This is a genomic window from Bacillus sp. RHFS10 (genome assembly GCF_016757475.1).
Taxonomy (GTDB): domain Bacteria; phylum Bacillota; class Bacilli; order Bacillales; family Bacillaceae; genus Bacillus; species Bacillus subtilis_G.
Map to the genome: position 1 here is coordinate 1,232,389 of NZ_JAESPO010000001.1, position 22,547 is coordinate 1,254,935.

Annotated in this window: 23 protein-coding genes; all 23 read right to left on the reverse strand. The window is 42.8% G+C overall.

All coding sequences use genetic code 11. The features are described from left to right. Positions 1 to 2: 2 nt before the first annotated feature. Positions 3 to 1,319 carry a flagellar protein export ATPase FliI gene (gene fliI, locus JMN17_RS05865; RefSeq protein WP_087991595.1) on the reverse strand — a complete coding sequence of 439 codons (1,317 nt, stop codon included), beginning with the start codon at positions 1,317 to 1,319 and terminating at the stop codon, positions 3 to 5. Then, positions 1,316 to 2,068: a flagellar assembly protein FliH gene (fliH, locus tag JMN17_RS05870; RefSeq protein WP_087991594.1), complete on the reverse strand. Its 753-nt coding sequence runs from the start codon at positions 2,066 to 2,068 to the stop codon at positions 1,316 to 1,318. Before fliH ends, fliI begins: the two co-directional genes overlap by 4 nt. Then, positions 2,061 to 3,077 (reverse strand): flagellar motor switch protein FliG, encoded by a 1,017-nt coding sequence (gene fliG, locus JMN17_RS05875; RefSeq protein WP_087991592.1) that lies wholly within the window; start codon positions 3,075 to 3,077, stop codon positions 2,061 to 2,063. Before fliG ends, fliH begins: the two co-directional genes overlap by 8 nt. Before the next feature lie 12 nt (positions 3,078 to 3,089). Then, complete coding sequence (fliF, locus tag JMN17_RS05880; protein WP_087991590.1) at positions 3,090 to 4,697, reverse strand: flagellar basal-body MS-ring/collar protein FliF; 1,608 nt, start codon at positions 4,695 to 4,697, stop codon at positions 3,090 to 3,092. A gap of 45 nt (positions 4,698 to 4,742) precedes the next feature. Continuing rightward, positions 4,743 to 5,063 carry a flagellar hook-basal body complex protein FliE gene (gene fliE / locus JMN17_RS05885; RefSeq protein WP_087991588.1) on the reverse strand — a complete coding sequence of 107 codons (321 nt, stop codon included), beginning with the start codon at positions 5,061 to 5,063 and terminating at the stop codon, positions 4,743 to 4,745. Positions 5,064 to 5,074: 11 nt separating this feature from the next. Further along, positions 5,075 to 5,527 carry a flagellar basal body rod protein FlgC gene (flgC, locus tag JMN17_RS05890; RefSeq protein ID WP_087991587.1) on the reverse strand — a complete coding sequence of 151 codons (453 nt, stop codon included), beginning with the start codon at positions 5,525 to 5,527 and terminating at the stop codon, positions 5,075 to 5,077. Further along, positions 5,527 to 5,916, reverse strand: coding sequence for a flagellar basal body rod protein FlgB (gene flgB, locus JMN17_RS05895; RefSeq protein WP_087991586.1), 390 nt, complete (start codon positions 5,914 to 5,916; stop codon positions 5,527 to 5,529). Before flgB ends, flgC begins: the two co-directional genes overlap by 1 nt. A gap of 381 nt (positions 5,917 to 6,297) precedes the next feature. Beyond that, positions 6,298 to 7,077 (reverse strand): GTP-sensing pleiotropic transcriptional regulator CodY, encoded by a 780-nt coding sequence (gene codY, locus JMN17_RS05900; protein ID WP_087992061.1) that lies wholly within the window; start codon positions 7,075 to 7,077, stop codon positions 6,298 to 6,300. A 39-nt stretch (positions 7,078 to 7,116) separates the two neighbouring features. Next, positions 7,117 to 8,520 (reverse strand): HslU--HslV peptidase ATPase subunit, encoded by a 1,404-nt coding sequence (hslU, locus tag JMN17_RS05905; RefSeq protein ID WP_087992062.1) that lies wholly within the window; start codon positions 8,518 to 8,520, stop codon positions 7,117 to 7,119. A 16-nt stretch (positions 8,521 to 8,536) separates the two neighbouring features. Further along, positions 8,537 to 9,082, reverse strand: a complete 546-nt coding sequence (gene clpQ / locus JMN17_RS05910) for an ATP-dependent protease subunit ClpQ (protein WP_003238555.1) — start codon at positions 9,080 to 9,082, stop codon at positions 8,537 to 8,539. 12 nt (positions 9,083 to 9,094) lie between these two features. After that, positions 9,095 to 10,009, reverse strand: a complete 915-nt coding sequence (gene xerC / locus JMN17_RS05915; protein WP_087992063.1) for a tyrosine recombinase XerC — start codon at positions 10,007 to 10,009, stop codon at positions 9,095 to 9,097. 66 nt (positions 10,010 to 10,075) lie between these two features. Then, the gene (trmFO, locus tag JMN17_RS05920) at positions 10,076 to 11,383 is read right to left on the reverse strand and encodes an FADH(2)-oxidizing methylenetetrahydrofolate--tRNA-(uracil(54)-C(5))-methyltransferase TrmFO (protein WP_087992064.1); all 1,308 of its coding nucleotides are present in this window, start codon (positions 11,381 to 11,383) and stop codon (positions 10,076 to 10,078) included. 75 nt (positions 11,384 to 11,458) lie between these two features. Continuing rightward, positions 11,459 to 13,534: a type I DNA topoisomerase gene (gene topA, locus JMN17_RS05925; protein WP_202327679.1), complete on the reverse strand. Its 2,076-nt coding sequence runs from the start codon at positions 13,532 to 13,534 to the stop codon at positions 11,459 to 11,461. Between the two features lie 186 nt (positions 13,535 to 13,720). After that, positions 13,721 to 14,614: a DNA-processing protein DprA gene (gene dprA / locus JMN17_RS05930; protein ID WP_202327680.1), complete on the reverse strand. Its 894-nt coding sequence runs from the start codon at positions 14,612 to 14,614 to the stop codon at positions 13,721 to 13,723. Positions 14,615 to 14,674: 60 nt separating this feature from the next. Then, on the reverse strand, positions 14,675 to 15,577 hold the full coding sequence (gene sucD, locus JMN17_RS05935; protein WP_087992067.1) for a succinate--CoA ligase subunit alpha: 903 nt from the start codon (positions 15,575 to 15,577) through the stop codon (positions 14,675 to 14,677). 28 nt (positions 15,578 to 15,605) lie between these two features. Then, the gene (sucC, locus tag JMN17_RS05940) at positions 15,606 to 16,763 is read right to left on the reverse strand and encodes an ADP-forming succinate--CoA ligase subunit beta (protein WP_202327681.1); all 1,158 of its coding nucleotides are present in this window, start codon (positions 16,761 to 16,763) and stop codon (positions 15,606 to 15,608) included. Between the two features lie 173 nt (positions 16,764 to 16,936). Beyond that, entirely contained in the window at positions 16,937 to 17,218 is a 282-nt protein-coding gene (locus tag JMN17_RS05945) for a FlhB-like flagellar biosynthesis protein (protein ID WP_087992069.1), read from the reverse strand. After that, positions 17,215 to 18,945, reverse strand: a complete 1,731-nt coding sequence (locus tag JMN17_RS05950) for a hypothetical protein (RefSeq protein WP_202327682.1) — start codon at positions 18,943 to 18,945, stop codon at positions 17,215 to 17,217. Before JMN17_RS05950 ends, JMN17_RS05945 begins: the two co-directional genes overlap by 4 nt. 29 nt (positions 18,946 to 18,974) lie before the next feature. Then, a complete protein-coding gene (gene rnhB / locus JMN17_RS05955; RefSeq protein ID WP_202327683.1) occupies positions 18,975 to 19,742 on the reverse strand; it encodes a ribonuclease HII in 768 nt (255 codons plus the stop codon). 70 nt (positions 19,743 to 19,812) lie between these two features. Then, complete coding sequence (gene ylqF, locus JMN17_RS05960; RefSeq protein WP_148961838.1) at positions 19,813 to 20,661, reverse strand: ribosome biogenesis GTPase YlqF; 849 nt, start codon at positions 20,659 to 20,661, stop codon at positions 19,813 to 19,815. Between the two features lie 143 nt (positions 20,662 to 20,804). Next, a complete protein-coding gene (gene rplS / locus JMN17_RS05965) occupies positions 20,805 to 21,152 on the reverse strand; it encodes a 50S ribosomal protein L19 (RefSeq protein ID WP_003220825.1) in 348 nt (115 codons plus the stop codon). 139 nt (positions 21,153 to 21,291) lie between these two features. Continuing rightward, a complete protein-coding gene (gene trmD / locus JMN17_RS05970; protein WP_087992072.1) occupies positions 21,292 to 22,023 on the reverse strand; it encodes a tRNA (guanosine(37)-N1)-methyltransferase TrmD in 732 nt (243 codons plus the stop codon). Beyond that, on the reverse strand, positions 22,020 to 22,544 hold the full coding sequence (gene rimM / locus JMN17_RS05975) for a ribosome maturation factor RimM (RefSeq protein WP_087992073.1): 525 nt from the start codon (positions 22,542 to 22,544) through the stop codon (positions 22,020 to 22,022). The genes trmD and rimM overlap by 4 nt, the downstream gene beginning before the upstream one ends. Between the last annotated feature and the right edge of the window lie 3 nt (positions 22,545 to 22,547).

A 22,547-nucleotide genomic window follows, 5' to 3' on the forward strand; every position in this document is an offset into this window, starting at 1 on the left:
GTTTATTCCTCATTTCCTGTCAAACTAGTTAATGCAGCAATGCTCTCTTCCAATAATGCCGATTCGTCTGTTCCCTGTTTTAAAAATTGAATAAGCTGCGGATAAAATTGTATTGCTTCATCGATTTCTCTAGAGGATCCTCTTTTGTAAGCTCCGATATTAATGAGATCTTCCGAATTTTGATAAGTCGATAAAAGCTCACGGAATTTATTAGCTGCACTCAGGTGTTGCCTAGTCGATATGTTAGACATCACCCTGCTGATGCTTTTTAGTACATTAACTGCAGGAAACTGGCCTTTATTGGCAAGCGCCCTGTCCAACACGATATGTCCGTCTAAAATCCCGCGAACAGTGTCAGCAATCGGCTCATTCATGTCATCACCATCTACCAATACTGTGTAAAACGCCGTAATGGTTCCGTGCTCATTTGCACCGGTTCGTTCTAATAAACGTGGTAAAATAGCGAACACAGAAGGTGTATAACCCTTTGTTGTCGGCGGCTCGCCGGCAGCCAGTCCAATCTCACGCTGGGCCATTGCCACCCTTGTGACTGAATCCATCATAAACATGACATTTTGGCCTTTATCACGGAAATACTCGGCAATTGCCGTTGCTGTATATGCCGCTTTTAATCTCATTAATGCCGGCTGATCTGAGGTGGCAACGACTACAATCGATCGTTTCAGCCCCTCTTTCCCAAGATCTTTTTCAATAAATTCCCGAACCTCTCGCCCGCGTTCCCCGACAAGTGCAATGACATTTAAGTCAGCCTCTGTCTGCTTGGCGATCATCCCCATTAATGTGCTTTTTCCGACACCGCTCCCTGCAAAAATACCAATTCGCTGGCCTTTACCGACTGTCAGCAAGCTGTCAATCGACCTGACTCCGACACCCATCTTTTCTCGAATAGGCGGCCGTTTCATCGGATTGGGCGGTGATTGCTCTGTCGATACAGGCGAAAGCCCTTTCGGCAGAAGTTTTCCATCAAGCGGCTCGCCAAAAGCATCGATGACTTGTCCGATCAGTCCGGCTCCGACTTTAACCCGAAGAGATTCACCAGTGGCTTCTACAATACTGCCGGGCGCAATGCTTGCAGCCTCTAAATAAGGCATAAGCAAAATATTCTCTTCCTGGAAGCCGACAACCTCAGCTTTAATGACTGTACCTGATTGCCCTTTTGCGTAAATCAGGCACACGTCTCCAATTGAGCTTGCAGGCCCTTTTGATTCAATCATCAGGCCGATCACCCGTTTGACTTTTCCATACCGTTTATACGAGTCCGTCATTTCAATACAATCTATCAGACTCTGTGTCTTCATTCAGCTGCACCCGCTTCCAGCGCTGTCAGAAGTTTATCTTTCAATTGCATTAATTGAGTGTCAACACTCGCATCTACTCTGCCAAAAGGAGTTTCTATATAACATGATCCTTTTTGAGCTTTTTCATCAGCATATATGCCAAGCCGGCATTCTTTATAAAGAAGCTGCATGATTTCATCTTTTTGCTGAAAAACAGTCTCATAGTAATACGGATCCACATATATTGATATATCGTCATATTCCCTTACTTCGTTTACGACCTGTTTCACAAGCAGGAGAAATGCCTCTTTATCATCAGATTTTTGCCGCCACACTTTTCCAGCTAGTGCAACGGCAAGCTCGACGATTTCTTCTGAAGCGTCTTCAATCTTATCCTCAACAGCTTTTCTGGACATTTCAGTTATGCTGTTCGCTTGGCCGATCAGCTCGGCATACTGTTCAAGCGCTTCAGTTCTGCCCAATGCCATACCTTGTTCAAAGCCCTCGGCTTTTGCTTCCTCGATCAGCTTCTGTTTTTCAGCCGCCCAATCATTTTTTTCCTGTTCAATTTGACGGCGAATATTTTCTATATGGCTGTTGGCCTGCTTAGAAATCCGGTCAGCTTCCTCTTTCACCCGCGCCATAAGCGCTTCTGGGTTCTCTTCAGCCTGCAAAAGGTGAGAATGATCAATGTGCACCTCTTGTATAGAGAGTTTTCTTTTATCCTTTTGTGGAGAAAAAGATGATTCTTGTTTAATGATATTAGACAATAATATCGTCCCCTCCGCCTCTTGCTATCACAATTTCACCGGCTTCTTCAAGCTTTCTGACGATGCTTACAATTCTAGACTGAGCTTCTTCTACATCTTTCAAGCGTACAGGTCCCATAAATTCCATTTCTTCTTTGAAGGTTTCAACCATGCGCTGTGACATATTGTTGAATACAATTTCTTTGACTTCTTCGCTTGCAACCTTTAATGAAAGGAGCAGATCGTCGTTTTCAACATCGCGGATGACCCTCTGAATTGCGCGGTTATCAAGTGTAACAATATCTTCGAAGACAAACATCCGCTTTTTAATTTCTTCAGCAAGATCGGGATCCTGAATTTCCAATGAATCCAAGATCGTCTTCTCTGTTCCTCTGTCTACCCCGTTTAACACTTCCACAACGGCTTCAATTCCGCCTGTTTGTGTATAATCCTGAGTAAATGCAGAAGATAATTTTTGTTCCAGAATCCGTTCTACCTCATTAATAATTTCAGGTGACGTTCTGTCCATAACTGCGATTCTTCTGGCGACCTCAGCCTGTACTTCGGGATTCAGCTCGGATAAAATTTGCCCGGATTGAACAGGGTCTAAATAAGACAAAATTAAAGCCATCGTCTGAGGATGCTCTTGTTGTATAAAATTTAAAATTTGTTCAGGCTCCGCTTTTCTGGCAAAATCAAATGGTTTAACCTGCAAAGAAGAAGTCAGCCTGTTTAGAATGTTTTCCGCCTTATTCTCTCCAAGCGCCTTCTCAAGAACTTGTCTCGCATAGCTTAGGCCGCCTTGAGAAATATAATCTTGCGCAATGGCTATATTATGAAATTCTTCTATAATTTCATCCTTTTTTTGATGATCGACACTTCGAACCCCTGATATCTCCAGGGTAAGCCTTTCAATTTCTTCATCGGTTAAGTGCTTATATACAGAAGCTGACACATCTAACCCCAAGGAAATCATGAGAATGGCTGCTTTTTGTTTTCCTGTAAGCTTATCTTGATCACGTCTCGCCATTTCTAATTCCTCCTAATCCTCGGCCAGCCAGCTTCTCAGCAGTTTTGCAAAATCTTCTGGCTTGTCTTTCGCCATCTTTTCAAGCTGTTTTCGTCTGACTGTTTCCGCTGTTTCATTTTCCTCTTCGTTGATATCAGGCAGATTGATCGGTTCTTGAGGAACCTCATACTCATATTCCTCAAATTCATCCTCTTGCGTCCGTTTCTTTCTAACCAGCATAATAATGAGAACGATGATGGCAGCAATCAAAATACCTCCTGCAATATAAACCCAAATCGGCACCCCTGAGGCTTCTTCTGTATCAGCGTCCATATTTACTTTGCCATCAAAAGGCTGGACGGATAAGACAATTTTATTATTGATGTCCTCGTCGGTAAGCTCCTGGTCTTGTGCATCCTTATCAATAGAAGTTCTGACTACAGTTGAAAGTATTTTTTGAATATCTTCTTGTCTTTCAGCTGAAAGCGACTCGATATTTTTTGCGTCCGGCGGCTCCACCATCACTTGGATTCCCAAATCTCTAACTTTATAAGGGCTCTCTGCGATTTCTTTATGGATCCGGTTAACCTCATAGTTGATTTTTTCGCTGCTTTTTTCATAACCTCCGCCTTCGGTATTTTCCCCGTCAGCTTCGTAATTTGTTACATCATCGTCGCCTGTTCCGGCGATTCCGCCATTGGCTGCACCGTCACCCTGATATGTTTCAGATACCTTTTCCGCGCTGACTGCAATGCCTGCCATGTTTTCTTTATCTACAGGTTCGACAATGTCTTCTGTGCGATTTTCTTTTGTGAAATCAATGTCTGCTGTAACGGAAACAACGACTTTATCTTGTCCCATCATCGTACCGAGCAGTGACTGAACATGCTTTTGAATGTCTTTTTCGACTTGAGATTTAATTCCCTGCTGTGAAGAATAACTATCCGCGTAGGACCCTGCATCGCTGTTTGATTTGTCGTAGTATGTAGAATTTTGGTCCATGATGACAATGTTATCTTCTTTTAGGTTCGGCACACTTTTCGATACCAGATGATACAGTCCGTTGACCTGGCTTTGATCAAGTGTATAGCCCGGTTGTACCTGCAGGACGATTGATGCGGATGCTGCAGATTGCTCCTCACCGACAAACACAGCGTCTTTCGGGAGGTTAATCATTACTTTGGAATTTTTAATACCGTCCATTTCATTGATCAAATTCGACAGTTCTGTCTGTGTTGCTTTCACTTTGACCATATCAAACTCATTGTCTGTCAAACCAAAGCCGGCATTCTGCCCAAAAAATGAATAATCAATTGATCCTGTTTTAGGAAGTCCTTCTGCAGCCAGCTGCACTTTCAATGAATCAACCTGATCCTCCGGAACACTTATCACTGTTCCGCCGTTTGAAAGTTCGTTTGGCACTTTTTTCGCATCAAGTTCTTCTTTGATCTGCCCTGCTTCTTCAGCAGATAAATCTTTGTACAGCGGCGCCATTTTTGAACTGGAAGCAAAAACACTGATAATAATTCCAATAATAATAATTGCCGCTAAAGCACTAATCATTAAAATCTTTTGTAATTTAGATCTGTTTTTCCAAAACTCACTCGTTTTGTTTTTCATTTGCATTAGAGTACGATTCATGTTAACCCCCGGTCATTCCACTCTTTCTCTTAATCGTAAGACCCTCTACATTTGCATTCTCATAATCTCCTGATAGGCTTCCACAGCTTTATTGCGGAACTCTGTTGCAGCAGTTAGAGAGACGCTTGCTTTTTGAGCGGCGATCATGACCTCATCAAGATTTACATCTTTTCCTGCAGCCAAGGCATTAGTCATGTTGTCAGAAGCTACTTGGGACTCATTTAACGAACTAATAGAGTTTTTTAAAAGCTCCGAAAAGCTTGTTTGATTTGAAGAATCTGTTTTTTGGCTATTGTTTACTTGATTTGTTGCATTTTGAGTGTTTTGAGTATTTTGAACCTGAAAAGGAGAAATTGCATTAATCACATTCGTTCACCTTACCTTCCGATTTCTAACGCCTTCATCAGCATTCCCTTTGTGGCATTCATTGCTGTGACATTCGCCTCGTATGATCTTGTGCTGCTGACAAGGTCAACCATTTCTTTCAACGGGTCAACATTAGGCTTTTGTATATATCCTTCAGCGTTTGCATCTGGGTTTGCCGGATCATAGACAAGATTAAAATCTGAATCATCTTCCGCGATTTTAGAAACCTTTACACCGTTTCCGGCATTGCCGCTTCCGCCCATTTTAGAATTGAGAATTGAAGAGAACGATTCACCTTTTGACTGAAGAGAAACCATTTTTCTTCTGTAAGGCACCCACTCTCCGTCCACCTGCTTAGCTCTAGTCGTATCCATATTAGCCAAGTTAGACGATACAACGTCCATTCTGACACGCTGAGCTGTTAAAGCTGATGCTGAAACATTTAAGCTATGAAAAGCTGTCATTATTTCCCTCCTGTTAATACGGTTTTCAGCGAATTAAATTTACCGTTCATTCTTTCAACTAAAGCTTGATAGTTGATTTGATTTTGCGCCAATTCTGTCATCTCTTTGTCGACGTCAACATTGTTTCCGTTTTGCTGATACGATGTATTCGCACTTGTTACAATTGAATAATTCGAATCAGTATCAGAAAAATCAACATGACGATAGTCTGTTTTTGTCGCTTCGAGACGCGAGGATTCTTGATTTAATAAATTTTGGAAAGAGACTTTTTTCGCCTTATAGTTCGGTGTATCTATATTGGCGATATTATTAGTTATGACTTTTTGCTTAATATTCGCTCTGCCCAAGGCATTTTCAAGATTTTGTATCGTTCCAGAAAATAAGCTCAAATCCACTTACCTCCATTTCAGTTTTTTTCACCCTCAATATCCTTGTCGAGAATTGTAAAACTATATGCTTATTGTAAGAAATAACAGGCATAAAGTCTATGAAGTTCGTGTAAAAAAATGTCCTCACAATTATCTATTTTATAACTAGGTATATAGTCCTAGATTATTTGAACTATGTTTTCCACCTTGATATAAGCCTGAAAATAGCGGAATTTCTGTTTTTTCGACATTTTTTTCGTTATTTTTTAGTCTTTTTAATGAAAAATGTAAGATTTATTAAAAATATTACAAAGAAAGACTTTCAACCCAGGAAATAAAGCTTATCAATTTCCTTTATTTGAGCATAAAAAAGAACCCCTTAAAAAGGGGTTCTTTCGGTGATTAATGAGATTTGAGATTTTCTAATTCAATTAGGAATTTGTTGTTAAGCACTTTGATATAAGTACCTTTCATTCCTAATGATCTTGACTCGATGACACCAGCGCTTTCCAGCTTTCTGAGTGCGTTCACAATAACAGATCGGGTAATGCCGACGCGGTCTGCGATTTTACTTGCAACGAGAAGACCTTCGTTTCCGTCAAGCTCTTCAAAAATGTGCTCAATTGCTTCAAGCTCACTGTAAGAAAGCGAGCTGATAGCCATTTGTACGACAGCTTTACTTCTTGCTTCCTCTTCGATTTCTTCTGCTTTTTCTCGCAAGATTTCCATTCCGACAACTGTAGCACCGTATTCAGCGAGAATTAAATCATCGTCTTGAAATTGATCCTGTAAACGTGAAAGAATGAGTGTCCCTAATCTTTCTCCGCCTCCGATGATTGGTACTATTGTTGTTAAACCAGCTTGGAACAGGTCTCTGTTCTCAACAGGAAAAGCAGTATATTCACTGTTAATATCCAAGTTAGAAGATGTTTCAGGAACGTTAAACAGATTTTTCGTATATTCTTCAGGGAATTGACGATCCTCAAGCATTTTTTTCATGCGGTCATTTTCAATTTGCTGGTTAATAGAATATCCAAGGAGTTTGCCTCTGCGGCTTACAACGAAAATATTGGAATCAATTACGTCCCGCAGCGTCTCCGCCATTTCCTTGAAGTTCACCGGTTTCCCTGCCGCAGCTTGCAGCATGGAGTTAATAATTCTTGTTTTTTGTAATAAAGCCATGATAAATAATCCTCCTAAATATTCCTCATATTAAATTTTTCACAATATAAATTGACTTAAATCTTTATTTTTGGCTATTGTTCCTAGCTTTTCTTCGACATACTGTGGTGTAATCGTTATTTTCTCCATTGTGACATCAGGAGCTTCAAACGATAGATCTTCTAATAGACGTTCAAGTATTGTATGAAGGCGTCTCGCACCGATATTATCTGTGTCCTGGTTCACATGATAAGCAACTTCTGCAATCTTACGAATAGCTTCGTCAGAAAATTCAAGAGATATACCTTCCGTCTGCAATAATGCCTGATATTGTTTCAGCAGCGCATTATCCGGCTCAACCAAAATTCTCACGAAGTCGTCTACCGTGAGTTTGCTCAGTTCTACACGAATCGGGAAACGCCCCTGCAGTTCAGGAATCAAATCAGATGGTTTGGCCATATGAAACGCTCCTGCTGCAATAAATAACACATGGTCTGTTTTTACCGAACCATATTTAGTGACAACGGTTGAACCCTCAACGATTGGGAGGATATCCCGCTGAACGCCTTCTCTTGATACATCGGCAGAGGATGAGGCGCCGCCGTTTTTTGCAATTTTATCAATCTCGTCTATAAAGATAATTCCATTCTCTTCTGCTCTCTGAACAGCTTCCTGGCCGACTTCATCCATATCGATGAGTTTACTTGCTTCTTCATTCGTCAGAACTTTTCTGGCTTCTCTGACTGTCATTTTACGCCGTTTCTTTTTCTTTGGCATTAATCCACTCAGTGCGTCCTGCATATTCATGCCCATCTGCTCCATACCAGAGCCCTGCAGCATGTCGAACATAGAAGGCTGCTGCTCTTCGACTTCTACTGTTACATAGTGGTCTTCGAGCTCTCCTAAAGCCAGCTGATGCTCCATTCGTTTCCTTTTTTCTTCAATGTTTGCTTCTTCCTGGCTCTCCGCCTCATCTTCGCCACTCGGCTGGCTGCCGCCAAACAACATTTCAAAAGGATTTTTAACGCCTGATTGTTTTTTCTTCCCAGGAACTAACAGATGAACAATGCGTTTATTTGCATTTTCTTCAGCCTGCTCTTTTACTTCATTGATTTTCTCTTCTTTTATAAGCCGAACAGAAGTCTCCACAAGGTCTCTGACCATTGATTCAACATCTCTGCCTACGTAGCCGACTTCAGTAAATTTTGTTGCTTCAATTTTGATAAATGGCGCACCTGAGAGCTTGGCGATTCGTCTGGCAATTTCAGTTTTCCCAACGCCGGTAGGCCCCATCATTAAAATGTTTTTCGGAACGACCTCATCCTTCAGTTTTTCATCTAGAAGACTTCTTCTATAGCGGTTTCTTAATGCCACGGCGACAGCTTTTTTCGCGTTTTGCTGACCGACAATATATTGGTCTAACCGATCTACAATCTGTCTTGGTGTTAATGGTTTTTTTTCCATGCGCCTCAAGTCCTTTCTATTCAAGTTCTTCCAGTATGATTTGATCGTTCGTGTAAACACAAATTTCGCCCGCTGTTTCTAACGCGGCTCTAGCAATCTCACTTGCAGACATGCTTTCACCGGCATGTTTTTTCAAAGCTCTTCCGGCCGCCAAAGCGTAATTGCCTCCTGATCCAATCGCGAGAATGCCGTCATCTGGTTCGATTACCTCGCCTGTTCCCGATACGAGAAGCAAAGTATCCTGATTCATAACGATTAACATGGCTTCAAGCTTTCTAAGCACTTTATCGCTGCGCCATTCTTTAGCAAGCTCAACAGCGGCTCGTTTTAAGTTGCCGTTGTACTCTTCAAGCTTAGCTTCAAACTTTTCGAATAAAGTGAAAGCGTCTGCAACAGATCCCGCAAACCCAGCAAGAACCTTACCATTGAACAGTTTTCTCACTTTTCGTGCAGTGTGTTTCATGACAACAGCCTGACCAAATGTCACTTGGCCGTCTCCGGACATAGCACTTCGTCCCTTATGCTGCACGGCAAATATTGTGGTCGCATGAAAAGATGACATAAAGGGCCTCCTTTAATTTTTCTTAAAAGCTCTTGGATGGTGAGACATATATGTGTTTCTCAACATTTCCTTCGAAACGTGCGTATATATCTGTGTCGAAGACAGATTGGAATGTCCGAGCAATTCTTGAACACTTCTCAAATCTGCTCCTTCGTTTAACAGATGAGTGGCGAACGTATGTCGAAGCATATGCGGATGGATATGTAAAGTGCCGGACGCTTTTTGAACAAGCCCGCTTAAAATATGTCTGATGCCTCGGGCTGTAAGCGGTCCGCCTCTTTGATTCACGAATAATAGATCATGAGGTTCTTTTGCTTTCATCAGCAAGCACTGTCTTCCGCTATTCATATATACCTTCAACGCTTCGCGGGCGTAAGACCCAAAGGGGATATAGCGCTGCTTCTTGCCTTTGCCGTGAACAAGCACAGTGTCCATAAATAAATCAACATCGTTAACAGTTATGGAACAGCATTCACTGACCCTCATTCCGGTGGCATAGAGAAGCTCTAACAGCGCTTGATCCCTCATTCCGGCCGGCTGGCTTATATCTGAAACTTCAAACAGCTCCTCAAGCTCTTTTTGATATAGAAACTTCGGTATCCGTTTTTCTTGTTTCGGCAGATGAACAAGCTGAAACGGATTTTCTTCAACAAGCTTTTCCCGCATCAGAAACTTATAAAAGCTTCTTAATGCAGATATCTTTTTGCTTATCGTTCTTCTCGATAAACCTTTTTCATAGGCTTCCGTCAAAAAAATCCTAGTATCCTGATATGCAGCTTCTTCAAATCCATTTATACCTTGAACGCGCAGAAAAGTCTCGAATTCTTCAATTGAATCCACATAATTCACAATAGTATATTGTGAATAATTTTTTTCAATTTGTAAATATTCTACGAATAACTTTACGAAATTCTTAACATTATCCATACCTAAACCTCCCCAGAAAGGGCTTTTAAATGGTATCACAAATCGCGTTCAGGTTGCAATCAATACCTATATTGTTTTCAAAATTGTTTGAATTGTCTCAATCGCACGGTTCGCGTATTGTTCATTCCGCTCTTTTTTATTTTTAATTTTAACAGGCAATTCTTTTAAAAGCCCAAAGTTTGCATTCATCGGCTGGAAGTTCTTCTGGTTTGTTGTTGTAATATAGTGAGCCATACTGCCTATCGCTGTTTCCTGAGGGAAAGTGACAAGCTCTTCTCCTAGTACAAGTTTAGCCGCATTAATGCCTGCTATGAGTCCTGATGCAGCTGATTCCACGTATCCTTCTACTCCCGTCATTTGGCCTGCAAAGAACAAATCACTGCGGTTTTTAAATTGATAAGTCGGCTTTAACAGGCTTGGAGAGTTAATGAATGTGTTTCTGTGCATCACGCCGTATCTGACGATTTCTACATTTTCTAACCCCGGAATCAATTTGAGAACTTCTTTTTGGTCTCCCCATTTTAAATGAGTCTGGAATCCTACAATATTATAGAGTGTTCCCGCAGCATCATCCTGTCTGAGCTGGACGACAGCATAAGGACGTTTTCCTGTCTCAGGATGCTCTAATCCAACCGGCTTCATCGGTCCGAAAAGCATTGTTTTCTTTCCCCGTTTTGCCATGACTTCAATCGGCATGCAGCCTTCAAAGAAAATCTCTTTTTCAAACTCTTTTAAAGGGACTGTTTCTGCTGATGTTAATGCTTCATGAAAACGGTCAAACTCTTCTTCTGTCATCGGGCAGTTCAAATACGCCGCTTCACCTTTATCATAACGGGATTTCAAGTACACTTTATCCATATCAAGGCTGTCTTTTTCTACAATTGGCGCCGCTGCGTCATAAAAATATAAATAGTCTTCTCCAGTCAGCTCCTTCAGCTGGGCTGACAGCGATTCAGACGTTAACGGTCCCGTTGCGATAACGGTAGGACCTTCTGGAATTTCCGTCACTTCTTCATTCATAACGGTTACGTTTGGATGGTTTTTTACCCGATTTGTCACGCTTGCGGCAAATTCATGACGGTCTACCGCGAGAGCACCGCCGGCAGGCACCGAACATTCGTCAGCGGCCGCGATGATAGCTGAATCTAGTGCCCGCATTTCTTCCTTTAATACACCGACCGCATTAGCAAGTGTGTTGGAGCGCAGAGAGTTGCTGCACACAAGCTCGGCAAATTTATCTGTATGGTGCGCAGGCGTTTGTTTAACAGGACGCATTTCATATAATTTGACTTGAATTCCCCGTTTGGCAAGCTGCCATGCCGCTTCACTTCCTGCGAGTCCGGCTCCGATTACATTCACTGTTTGTTGGTTCATCTTTCACATCTCCTAGTTTATTATTCAAGGCCTTCTTTTAACACACAAAGAAGGTGAGCAAGACCCTGCTCACCGCTACTTCTGTGGTTCTTCCTTATAATCGCATTCCACGCATTGGACTTGTATGCCTTTTTTGAGTTTTTTCTCGACGAGCATTTTTTCGCATTTCGGGCATTTTCGTTCAATTGGTTTGTCCCAGGAAACGAATTCACAGTCCGGATAACGGTCACAGCCGTAAAAAACCCGTTTCTTTTTCGATTTTCGTTCAACAATATTTCCTTCACCGCAGCTCGGGCACTTCACGCCGATTTGTTTCACAATCGGCTTTGTGTTCCGGCAATCCGGAAAGTTGGAGCAAGCTAAGAATTTACCGTATCGGCCCATTTTATATACCATTGGAGAACTGCACAACTCACAATCTTCCCCTGCATATTCAGGCTCGATTTCAACTTCTTTCATTTCCGCTTCAGCTTTTTTCACGCGTTTTTCAAAATCCGCGTAGAAGTTATCAATAATCTTAACCCATTCGGTATCGCCTTCTTCAACATGATCAAGGTCTTTTTCCATTTTCGCTGTAAACTCAACGTTAATGATTTCAGGGAAAAATTCCATAATCAAGTCAAGAACGATCTGCCCTAGTTCAGTCGGAATAAAACGTTTATTATCCAAAGACACATAGCCGCGCCGCTGAATGGTATCAAGCGTCGGAGCATACGTGGAAGGACGGCCGATACCGAGTTCTTCAAGAGTTTTAACGAGTCGTGCCTCGGTATATCGCGGAGGCGGCTGGGTAAAATGCTGCTCCGGTTCTATATCTTTTGATAATACCGTGTCGCCTTCTTGTAAGTCAGGCAGCATCCGGTTATTTTCTTCCATTTGGTCGTCTTTTCCTTCAACATACACCTTCATAAACCCGGAAAACTTGACTTTACTTCCATTTGCACGAAATGTCAAACCATTGTTTGTCAGATCGACACTCATTGTATCGAGAATTGCAGGTGCCATTTGGCTGGCAACAAAGCGCTCCCAAATTAATTTATACAATCTCATCTGATCTCTGCCGAGTACTGCTTTTAATTCACTAGGTTTTCTGAGAACTGATGTCGGACGGATGGCTTCGTGGGCATCCTGGGCACTTTCATTCTTTTTCGCAGGCTTTCGTTTGCCGCCTAAGAACTCTTTGCCGTATGCCTGATCAATAAATGCAGCAGCTTCATCAACCGCCGTATTTGAAATACGGGTTGAATCCGTTCTCATATACGTGATCAGACCGACAGTTCCTTCTCTTCCAAGATCGATTCCTTCATATAATTGCTGTGCAATCATCATCGTTTTCTTCGCTCTGAAATTGAGTTTGCGAGCCGCTTCCTGCTGCAGGGTGGAAGTGGTAAAAGGCAAAGCCGGATTACGTTTACGTTCCTTTTTCGTTACTTTTTCAACTGTATATTTATTGCCTTTAAGCTGAGAAAGAATGTCTTTTACGTCGGCTTCACTATTTAAAGGAAGTTTTTTGCCGTTTTTTCCGAAAAAGCTCCCTTCGAACGTTTCCTGTCCTTTTAAGAACGTACCGTCAATGGTCCAATATTCCTCCGGCTTAAAGTCGTTAATTTCTTTTTCACGGTCAGTAATCAAACGGAGGGCAACGGATTGAACGCGGCCTGCGCTAAGCCCTTTCTTGACTTTTTTCCATAGGATAGGACTGATTTTGTATCCGACAAGCCTGTCTAAAATACGTCTCGCCTGCTGTGCATCCACTAAATCCATATTGATCATGCGGGGATGTTTAAACGATTCCTTAATGGCGTCTTTTGTAATTTCGTTAAACACCACACGGCAGTCTGAATTGAGATCTAAATCAAGGCTGTGTGCCAAGTGCCATGCAATCGCTTCCCCTTCTCTGTCGGGGTCGGCTGCGAGATACACTTTTTTAGCTTTTTTCGCAGCCGTTTTCAACTCTTTTAATACCGGGCCTTTACCTCGAATGGTAATATATTTTGGTTCGAAATTCTGTTCTATGTCAACTCCCATTTGACTTTTTGGAAGATCTCGGACATGTCCCATTGATGCTTTTACTTTATATTTTTTACCTAAGTAACGTTCAATCGTTTTCGCCTTAGCAGGCGATTCCACGATGACTAGATAATCAGACATTTTCATCCCCCTCAAGAGGTGTTCTCTCTCTTTTCAAGTATTTCAATTTTATTTTTGCTGCTGTCTTTATTTGGCTTTCAACATTTCATTCTTTATGATGAACGTCATTATTTAAATAGAAAACAATATGCAACTTTAAATCCTCACTATTATTAAATATTACAATGCCGTTTGTCAAACGATAATTCAAAAGGGTTCCGTATATTGAACGTTTCTTTCAGGAAGCTCCTCGAAAACATCCTCTGCTGACCATATGGCTTTAGCCCCCTGCTGAATCAGTTTTATAGGACCTCCGGCGTAAGGATCAAATAATGAACCGGGTACGGCAAAAACTTCTCTCCCTTGTTCCAGTGCTTGATATGCAGTAATCAGCGAACCGCTTTTTTCTTTGCCCTGCACAACAATAATGCCTTCACTTAATCCGCTGATGATACGGTTTCTCATAGGGAAATGCCATTTTTGGGGTTTAGTTTCAGGTGGATGCTCTGACAGAAGGATATGGTGTTTTGCCATGTGATTTGCTAACTGAAGGTTTTCCCGGGGATAAATGTGATGAAATCCCCCTGCAATGACGCCGATTGTCCGCCCCTTCGCCTTAATACTTGCCGCGTGGGACATTCCGTCTATCCCAGACGCAAGTCCGCTGACAATCACCCACTCTTTGCGGCAAAGCTCTTTAGTAAGGTGATTGACAACATGCATCCCATAAGCTGTTGGATTTCTTGTACCTACAATTCCAATTTTCCTCCCTTCGGAAAGAAGAGCCATATCACCCTTTGCAAACAGGACGGCGGGGGGATCATAAATGGTTTGCAGCCAGAAAGGATATTGCTTAGAAGAAATCGGGATGGGGATAATGCCTTGCTCATGGTAAGCAGCAAGTACACGCTGAAGCTTTGGATAATGTTTTTCTATTTTGTTTTTTAATGCAGCAGCTTCTCTTTTACCGCGAGTAACAGTTTCTAACAAGGGTGATGTCAGCGACATAGATGGATCGGCTTTCCACCATTTTAATAGAAGGGATGGGGATAATAATTGATTGATTCTGCAAATCATTAAACAGGCAGCGGGCTGATCCAATATATTGACCTCCTTTTGACAGAAAAAGATAGAACAGCCTTGACGGCTGTCCCTTCTTTATTAATGCGTTTTGCAAGTTTCGAACAAGTTCTTCTCTTTCAGCACCTTAATTAACGTTTCGCCCATTACAGAAGGTGTGTCTGCAACTTCGATTCCGCATGCATTAAGGGTTTTGATTTTTTCATCAGCTGTACCTTTTCCGCCGGAAATAATGGCGCCGGCATGTCCCATGCGCTTCCCTGGAGGTGCTGTTTTACCGCCGATAAAACCGACTACCGGTTTTGTCATGTTGGCTTTTACCCACTCTGCCGCTTCCTCTTCGGCAGTACCGCCGATTTCGCCAATCATAATGACAGCATGTGTGTCAGGATCTTCGTTAAACGCTTTTAAAACGTCAATAAAGTTTGTTCCATTTACAGGGTCGCCGCCGATTCCAACAGCTGTAGATTGTCCTACACCGGCTTCTGACAGCTGGTGCACCGCTTCGTATGTTAATGTTCCTGAGCGCGATACAACGCCTACATGACCCTTTTTATGGATATATCCAGGCATAATGCCGATTTTGCATTCTTCAGGCGTGATGACACCAGGACAGTTCGGCCCTATCAGTCTCGTTTTCTTGCCTTCCATAAAGCGTTTTACCTTTACCATATCCAAAACCGGAATATGTTCAGTGATGCAGATCACGAGATCAAGCTCCGCATCTACCGCTTCCATAATCGCATCAGCTGCAAACGGTGCCGGCACATATATAACAGACGCGTTAGCGCCGGTCGTTTGAACTGCGTCAGCCACTGTATTAAATACAGGAACCCCTTCCGCTTCAGTTCCGCCTTTTCCAGGTGTTACACCGCCTACGATATTTGTGCCGTATTCGAGCATCTGTTTCGTATGAAATAAAGCGGTAGAACCTGTAATCCCTTGCACAATAACTCTTGTATCTTTATTAATAAAAACACTCATTATCTGGTCCCCTGCCTTTCATTCTTTCTTAAACTAAGGATACGATTTTCTGCGCGCCGTCAGCCATTGATTCCGCAGATGTAATATTTAACCCTGATTCACTAAGGATTTTCTTCCCTAGATCCACGTTTGTGCCTTCTAGACGGACGACAAGCGGCAATGTCAAACCGACTTGTTTAGTCGCTTCAACAACCCCTTCTGCGATGACATCACATTTCATAATGCCGCCGAAAATGTTGACAAAAATCCCTTTAACGTTTTGATCAGAAAGAATGATTTTGAATGCTTCCCTGACTTTTTCTGCGGTTGCACCGCCGCCCACATCCAGGAAGTTGGCCGGTTCTCCTCCGTAATGCTTGATAATATCCATTGTGGACATTGCAAGTCCCGCGCCGTTTACCATACAGCCGATATTTCCATCAAGGGAAATGTAGCTTAAATCGTATTTGGACGCTTCGATTTCTTTCGGATCTTCTTCATCCAAGTCTCTGTATTCCATAATGTCTTTTTGTCTATACAACGCGTTGCTGTCGAAATTCAATTTCGCATCAAGCGCCATCACACTTCCGTCGCCGGTGACAACGAGCGGGTTGATTTCAGCGATAGAGCAGTCTTTCTCAACAAACGCCTTATATAATCCAAGCATAAATTTAGCAGCTTTCCCCACGAGCTCTTTTGGAATATTAATAGCGAATGCAATTTCTCTGGCTTGATAGCCTTGGAGGCCGACAGCCGGATCAATTACAGCTTTTTTGATTTTTTCCGGTGTTTTTTCCGCAACTTCTTCAATTTCTGTTCCGCCTTCTTCGGAAGCCATCAGAACGATTCTGGAAGTGGCGCGGTCAAGCACAAGACCCACGTAGTATTCTTTTTTGATATCGCAGCCTTCTTCAATAAGTAAGCGTTTTATTACTTGGCCGTCCGGACCTGTCTGATGTGTAACTAGGGTCTTCCCTAAGAGCTCTTCGGCATACGCTTTAACTTCGTCTAATGATTTTGCTATTTTTACCCCACCAGCTTTGCCTCGACCGCCAGCATGAATTTGAGCCTTTACGACATAAACCGAGCTGGATAAGTTCTTTGCTTTCTCAACTGCTTCATCTGCTGTAAAAGCCACTTTACCTTCAGGAACAGATACCCCATATTTTCTGAGGACTTCTTTTCCCTGGTACTCATGGATATTCATTTCCCATCCTCCTAACTTATGTAACAAAACTAAAATAGACTGCGCTTTCATTCTATAATAATACTGGAAGAATTGTCTAGAGTTCGATGCAAAATCTTTAAATCCTTCTTAACATTCAAACTTTTATTTTATTAAAAACATAAATTTCAAACAGAGGATGGGGAATATTATCGTTATTTTTTGTTTTTTACGCTTTCGTCCAATCTGTAAATGAACGAAAAAATCTCGGCTACCGTTTCATAAAGAGCTTCCGGGATTTGATCATCCACAGTCAAATGGCGCATTAATTCGACAAGGGTCCGATCTTCTTGAATCGGGACCCCTGCATTTTTCGCTTCTTTGATAATGTTGTCGGCTACATGGCCCTTTCCTGTCGCAACCACTCTCGGCGCCCTGTCTTTTCGTTCATCATAATGGAGAGCCATCGCTTTTCTGACCGGCGTCTGCTCTTTCATATTTTCACATCCACTTCCTGATCACTGATGCTAGTTACATATTGATCAATTGCAGCCTTCTCTTCGGTGTGAATCCTTTTTTTAGCGTTTACACCTGAAAGACTGTACCCCATTTCCATAAGACCCTGTTTAAGTGCAGGCACCATCGGATCGATTGTAGCCTGAAGATCGAAATCAGTCTCAATTGTAATAGTCATGACTTTTTGCTGTATCAAGCAATCAACGACTGTTTCTTTTAACGTATCCAACTGCAGCAAAAACAAAAGACGGCAATGGGAGGGATCCAGCTTCCCATCCGCTTCTTTCTTTCCTTTAAACAGAACGGTCATATCCTGAACCCCTGACTTCGAGAACAGCGGAAATGACATTACAATTTGGCTGTATGACGGATGGTCCTGCTGCATAAAAAGCTGGCCGTTTAATTTGTGAAAAAGCTGATCGGCTTCCCGTTTGACAGGTTCGGCTACCTCATGCGACCCTCTTGCGGCCTGAAGAGCCAGCTTGATGGATTGTATTTCATCAGGGGTGACCGCGCTTCCTTGTTCAAACGCTTTAATGAATGCAAGCTCGTCCCTTGCGCCGATTGCCATCTTCACTTTGGTTAAGAAAGAAAGAACATCTGCCTTATCAGCTAAACTAGGCGCTGTATGCTGAACAGCCTTTAAAAAGACTTCGGCTTCCTGATCTGTGACTTGTGCAGCCTGTAAAACAGCTGAAGCGGCAGGTGACTTACTGTCACCCGTTGAAGCAGCCGCTTTCATCCAATTTGCTGCTTCTTTCACAATTTGAAGACTGTTTTTTTCAGCAGATTCCGTCAGCTTTGTCAGTAACTGCCGGGCTTCTTTGATTGGAATGTCTGCTGCGGTTTTAGCTGGCTCTCCTTGTACGCCTCTCTGTTCTGCTGTGTGGTTTACAGGCGGCAAACTGGCCTTTTCGAGAGAGCCGGATGGTGCGCTAAGCTCCCTATTTCCGGCTGTATTGCCTGAAGAAGGCGCTTTGGTATTGTCCGTTATAGAGACAAGCTTATCGATCAGACGTTCTGCATGAACATCGATTTCGCTATTAAAAAGTGTTGTAATTGCTTCTTTGAGCTTTGTCATCATTTGGCTCTGCTGAGGGTTTTGGTTAATAGCCTGAAGCAGTTGAGATACGTGCTGATGCAGCGGAACAGGCGATTTTACAGCATGAACACCGCTCAAAACCTCGGGGTGAATGGGTAATTCACCCTTTAAAGCGAACAGAACCGTTTCAATCGCTTTTTTTGTGTCTGACGCAGGCAGCGCATCCATCCAGCGGACAGCTGTTTTGATATCATTTTCTGTTACGGGTGTTTTGCTCTTGAGCATTGCTCCTGTCATCATTAGAGCAGCGTTTGACGGCTTTACTGATATGGCATTCAGAAGCTTTCCGGCTGCTTCCTGAATGGTTTTGGGATTTTGGTTAAAGCTTTGAACGACCTGAAGGCGGCCTGTTTGTTCTGCCGTTTTTTTTTCGTAGGAAAACCAATAGTACGCCTGAGGACGAAGCTGGGTTTCAAGTTTTCCCTGGACAGTTTGATTGCCGACTTGGATCAGCGCATGCTGATCTCCTAATAAACGAAGCACTTTTCCTAAAAGAAGACGCTTCTCCCCGTTTTGCGCTTCGCTGACATTTGCTGATTCCTTCGGGATTACTGTATTTTTAAAAAGGTGCTGCAGCGCCTTTTGCACATCATTTCGTATATTCATTTACAAGAGGTGCCTCCTTGTCCATTGATTTAACTGATAGATTGAACAGGAGCGAAAGTTTTGCGGTGCAATTCAGTTGGGCCGTATGCAGCGAGAGCTTCAAGATGCTCTTTTGTCCCATAGCCTTTATTTTTTTCAAAGCCATACATGGGGTAGGTTTCGGCATAGGCGCTCATCATCCGGTCTCTTGTTACTTTCGCGATACACGCACCTGCCGCAATAGACACGCTTTTGGCATCACCTTTTATAATTGAGGACTGAGCCGTGTCGAGCGGCAGTGTCATTGCGTCAACAAGCAAATAATCAGGTGTATCTGACAAATCCTGTATCGCTTTCACCATTGCCATCTTTGAAGCCTCATATATATTGATTTCATCAATCACAGAGGCTTCTACAATTCCTATTCCGACCGCCAGTGCTTCTTTCATAATAAGTTCGTAATATTCATCACGCTTTTTTTCTGAAAGCTTTTTGGAGTCTGTCAGCCCAAGTATTTCACATTCCTCCGGAAGGATGACTGCGCTGGCGACAACAGGTCCCGCCAATGGCCCCCGGCCGACCTCGTCAACACCTGCGATCAAGCGAAATCCTTTGTTTCTTGCCAGCCTTTCATAGGAAGTCATATTCAGCCATTGTTCTTTCAGCGCTTTTTCTTTCGCCTGCTTTTTAAGCCATTGCTCTACAAGCGTTTGAACGCTCTTTCTCGGATCGTTTACGCATTGGGCAAGAAATGGGTCTTGTTCATCCTTCACTTCCTGCAAACGGTCTTTAATGTCCTTTACGGTTAATGTATTCACTTTCTCTTCTCCCTTACTGTATGTATCGGATCGGTCAGGAAAAAATAAAGACCCGCATTTCTGCGCGCCTTTACTTAGCGGGCTGTTCAAATGACAGCCTGCCGAACTTTTCAGTGCGGATATCGCGAATGATGACTTCAGTCGTTTTATCGTAGTTAATAAGCCCTCCGCTCATGAGACAGCCGCGCTTTTCACCTATTGCATCAAACAGCTCTGCAATGTCCTCTGGGATCTCATCAAGGCTGTAACGCTCTTTAAGCCGTTCAGGATAATGTTCTTCGAGAAAACGAAGACCAAACACGGCCACGTCCTGCAAATTGAGAATTGTGTCTTTAATAGCCCCGGTGATTGCCAGCCTCAAGCCGACAAGCTCGTCTTCAAATTTAGGCCATAAAATCCCCGGTGTATCTAAGAGCTCTAATTCTTTCCCGACTTTGACCCACTGCTGAGATGTCGTAATACCAGGTCTGTCTCCCGTTTTTGCTATGTTTTTCTTTGCCAGCCGGTTGATAAGTGTTGATTTTCCGACGTTTGGAATGCCGATAATCAAAGCGCGAATTGCTCTAGGCTTCACGCCTTTCGCCCTCATCCGGTCAAATTTTTCTTGGAGGATCTCTTTTGACGCAGGCACAATTTGATTTAAGCCTTGTCCGTTTACCGAATTAATGGACAGAGAGCGAATCCCCTGGTTCTCAAAGTGCTGTTTCCATTGCTGCGTAACTGCCGCATCTGCTTTGTCAGCCTTGTTTAACAGCATAATTCTCGGCTTATTTTTTAGAATGTCCTCAATCATTGGGTTTCTTGATGACATAGGAATTCTGGCATCTACCAATTCATATACAATATCGATTAATTTTAATTTTTCGGTTACTTCCCTTCTTGCCTTTGCCATATGGCCCGGGAACCATTGAATTGTCATGTGACACGAACACCGCCTTTATCTCTCAGTATGCATAATTCTTTGTTGTCCTTTATGTATTTTACGATGCCTGTCCGGCATTTTCAAATTGTGTATAAAAAAAGAGCTTGTTACAGGTAACAAGCTCTTTTCGTTCGTTATCATTATCGTCTGATCTCTTTAATACGAGCCGCTTTTCCGCGAAGTTCACGCAGGTAGTAAAGCTTAGCACGGCGTACTTTACCGTAACGTACAACTTCGATTTTCGCGATTTTTGGTGTGTGTACAGGGAAAGTACGTTCAACGCCAACACCGTAAGAAATCTTACGAACTGTGAACGTTTCGCTGATTCCACCACCACGACGCTTGATCACAACACCTTCAAAGATCTGAATACGCTCACGGTTACCCTCAACAACTTTAACGTGTACACGTAAAGTGTCACCAGGACGGAACGCAGGAAGATCAGTACGAAGTTGTTCTTTTGTGATATCTTCAATTAGTTTTTGCATCGTTTTCAACTCCTTCCAACAGATGCTCTTGGCCACAAAACCCGGCACAGCGGAACATCGTTTTCAAGCTTAAAGCGGATAAGCCCGCTTAAGCCACAAGTAGTATCTTATCACAATTTCATAGTCTATGCAATAAAATCTATTCTTTTTCCCATTCAGAAATCCATTTTCTTTGCTGCTCTGTAAGCGGATAGTCTTTCAGAAGATCCGGGCGTCTTACATAGGTTCTTCTGATCGATTCTTTATTCCGCCATTCGTTGATTTTCGCATGGTTTCCTGATAGAAGCGTTTCAGGCACTTTTAAACCTTTGTAATCCGCCGGTCTTGTATAATGCGGGTGCTCTAAGAGGCCGGTGCTGAATGAATCCTCAATATGGGAAGCCTCTTTGCCCAGCACACCCGGAAGCAGTCTAACCACACTGTCGGCAATCATCATTGCAGGGAGCTCACCGCCGGTCAGAACAAAATCGCCAATGGATATTTCATCCGTCACCAGATGCTCGCGAATGCGTTCATCGTAGCCTTCATAGTGGCCGCAAATGAACAGCAAATGGTCTTCCTTCGCTAATTGTTCAGCTTTTTTTTGGGTAAAGCGTTCACCTTGCGGGCAGACGAGAATAATACGCGGAGCAGCGGCTGCCTTTGATGTCAGGCCCTCGACCGCGTCAAAAACAGGCTGAGGCTTGAGAACCATGCCTGCCCCGCCGCCATAAGGATAATCATCAACAGTATTATGCTTGTTATCAGAATACTCCCGGAAATTTACGACTTGAAACTGCACCGCTTCTTTATCCTGCGCTTTTTGAAGAATCGATGAACCGAGCACGCCTTCAAACATTTCGGGAAACAGCGTCAAAAAGTCGATTTTCATTCGTCTATTAATCCTTCCATGAGTTCAACCTCAATCTTCTTTTCGCTGACATCGATATGTTTGACCACTGATTCAATGTAAGGAATCAGCGCGTCTTTTTTCCCTTTTCTCCCGATGACCCATACGTCATTAGCTCCAGGCGTCAAAATTTCTTTAACCTTTCCGATTAGTTGGCCGTCTTCGGTAAATACTTCACACCCAATGATTTCGTGGAAATAAAATTCTCCTGCATTCAACTCTCCTAAATCTTCTTCAGGAACTTTAATGATCGCGTTTTTCAGTTCTTCCACTTCATTCATGCTTTGTCTTTCTTTAAACTGCAGCAAATGAAATTGTTTATGCAGTCTGTGCGTGTTCACCGTTACTTCCACGGGCTCGTTACGTCCGTCTATAAACAGATACAGCGTGTTGCCCGGCTTGTACCGTTCTTCGGCAAAATCTGTTTTCGAAATCACCCGCACTTCGCCTTTAATTCCATGGGTATTTACGATCTTACCTACGTTAAACCATCGCTTTGTCATATC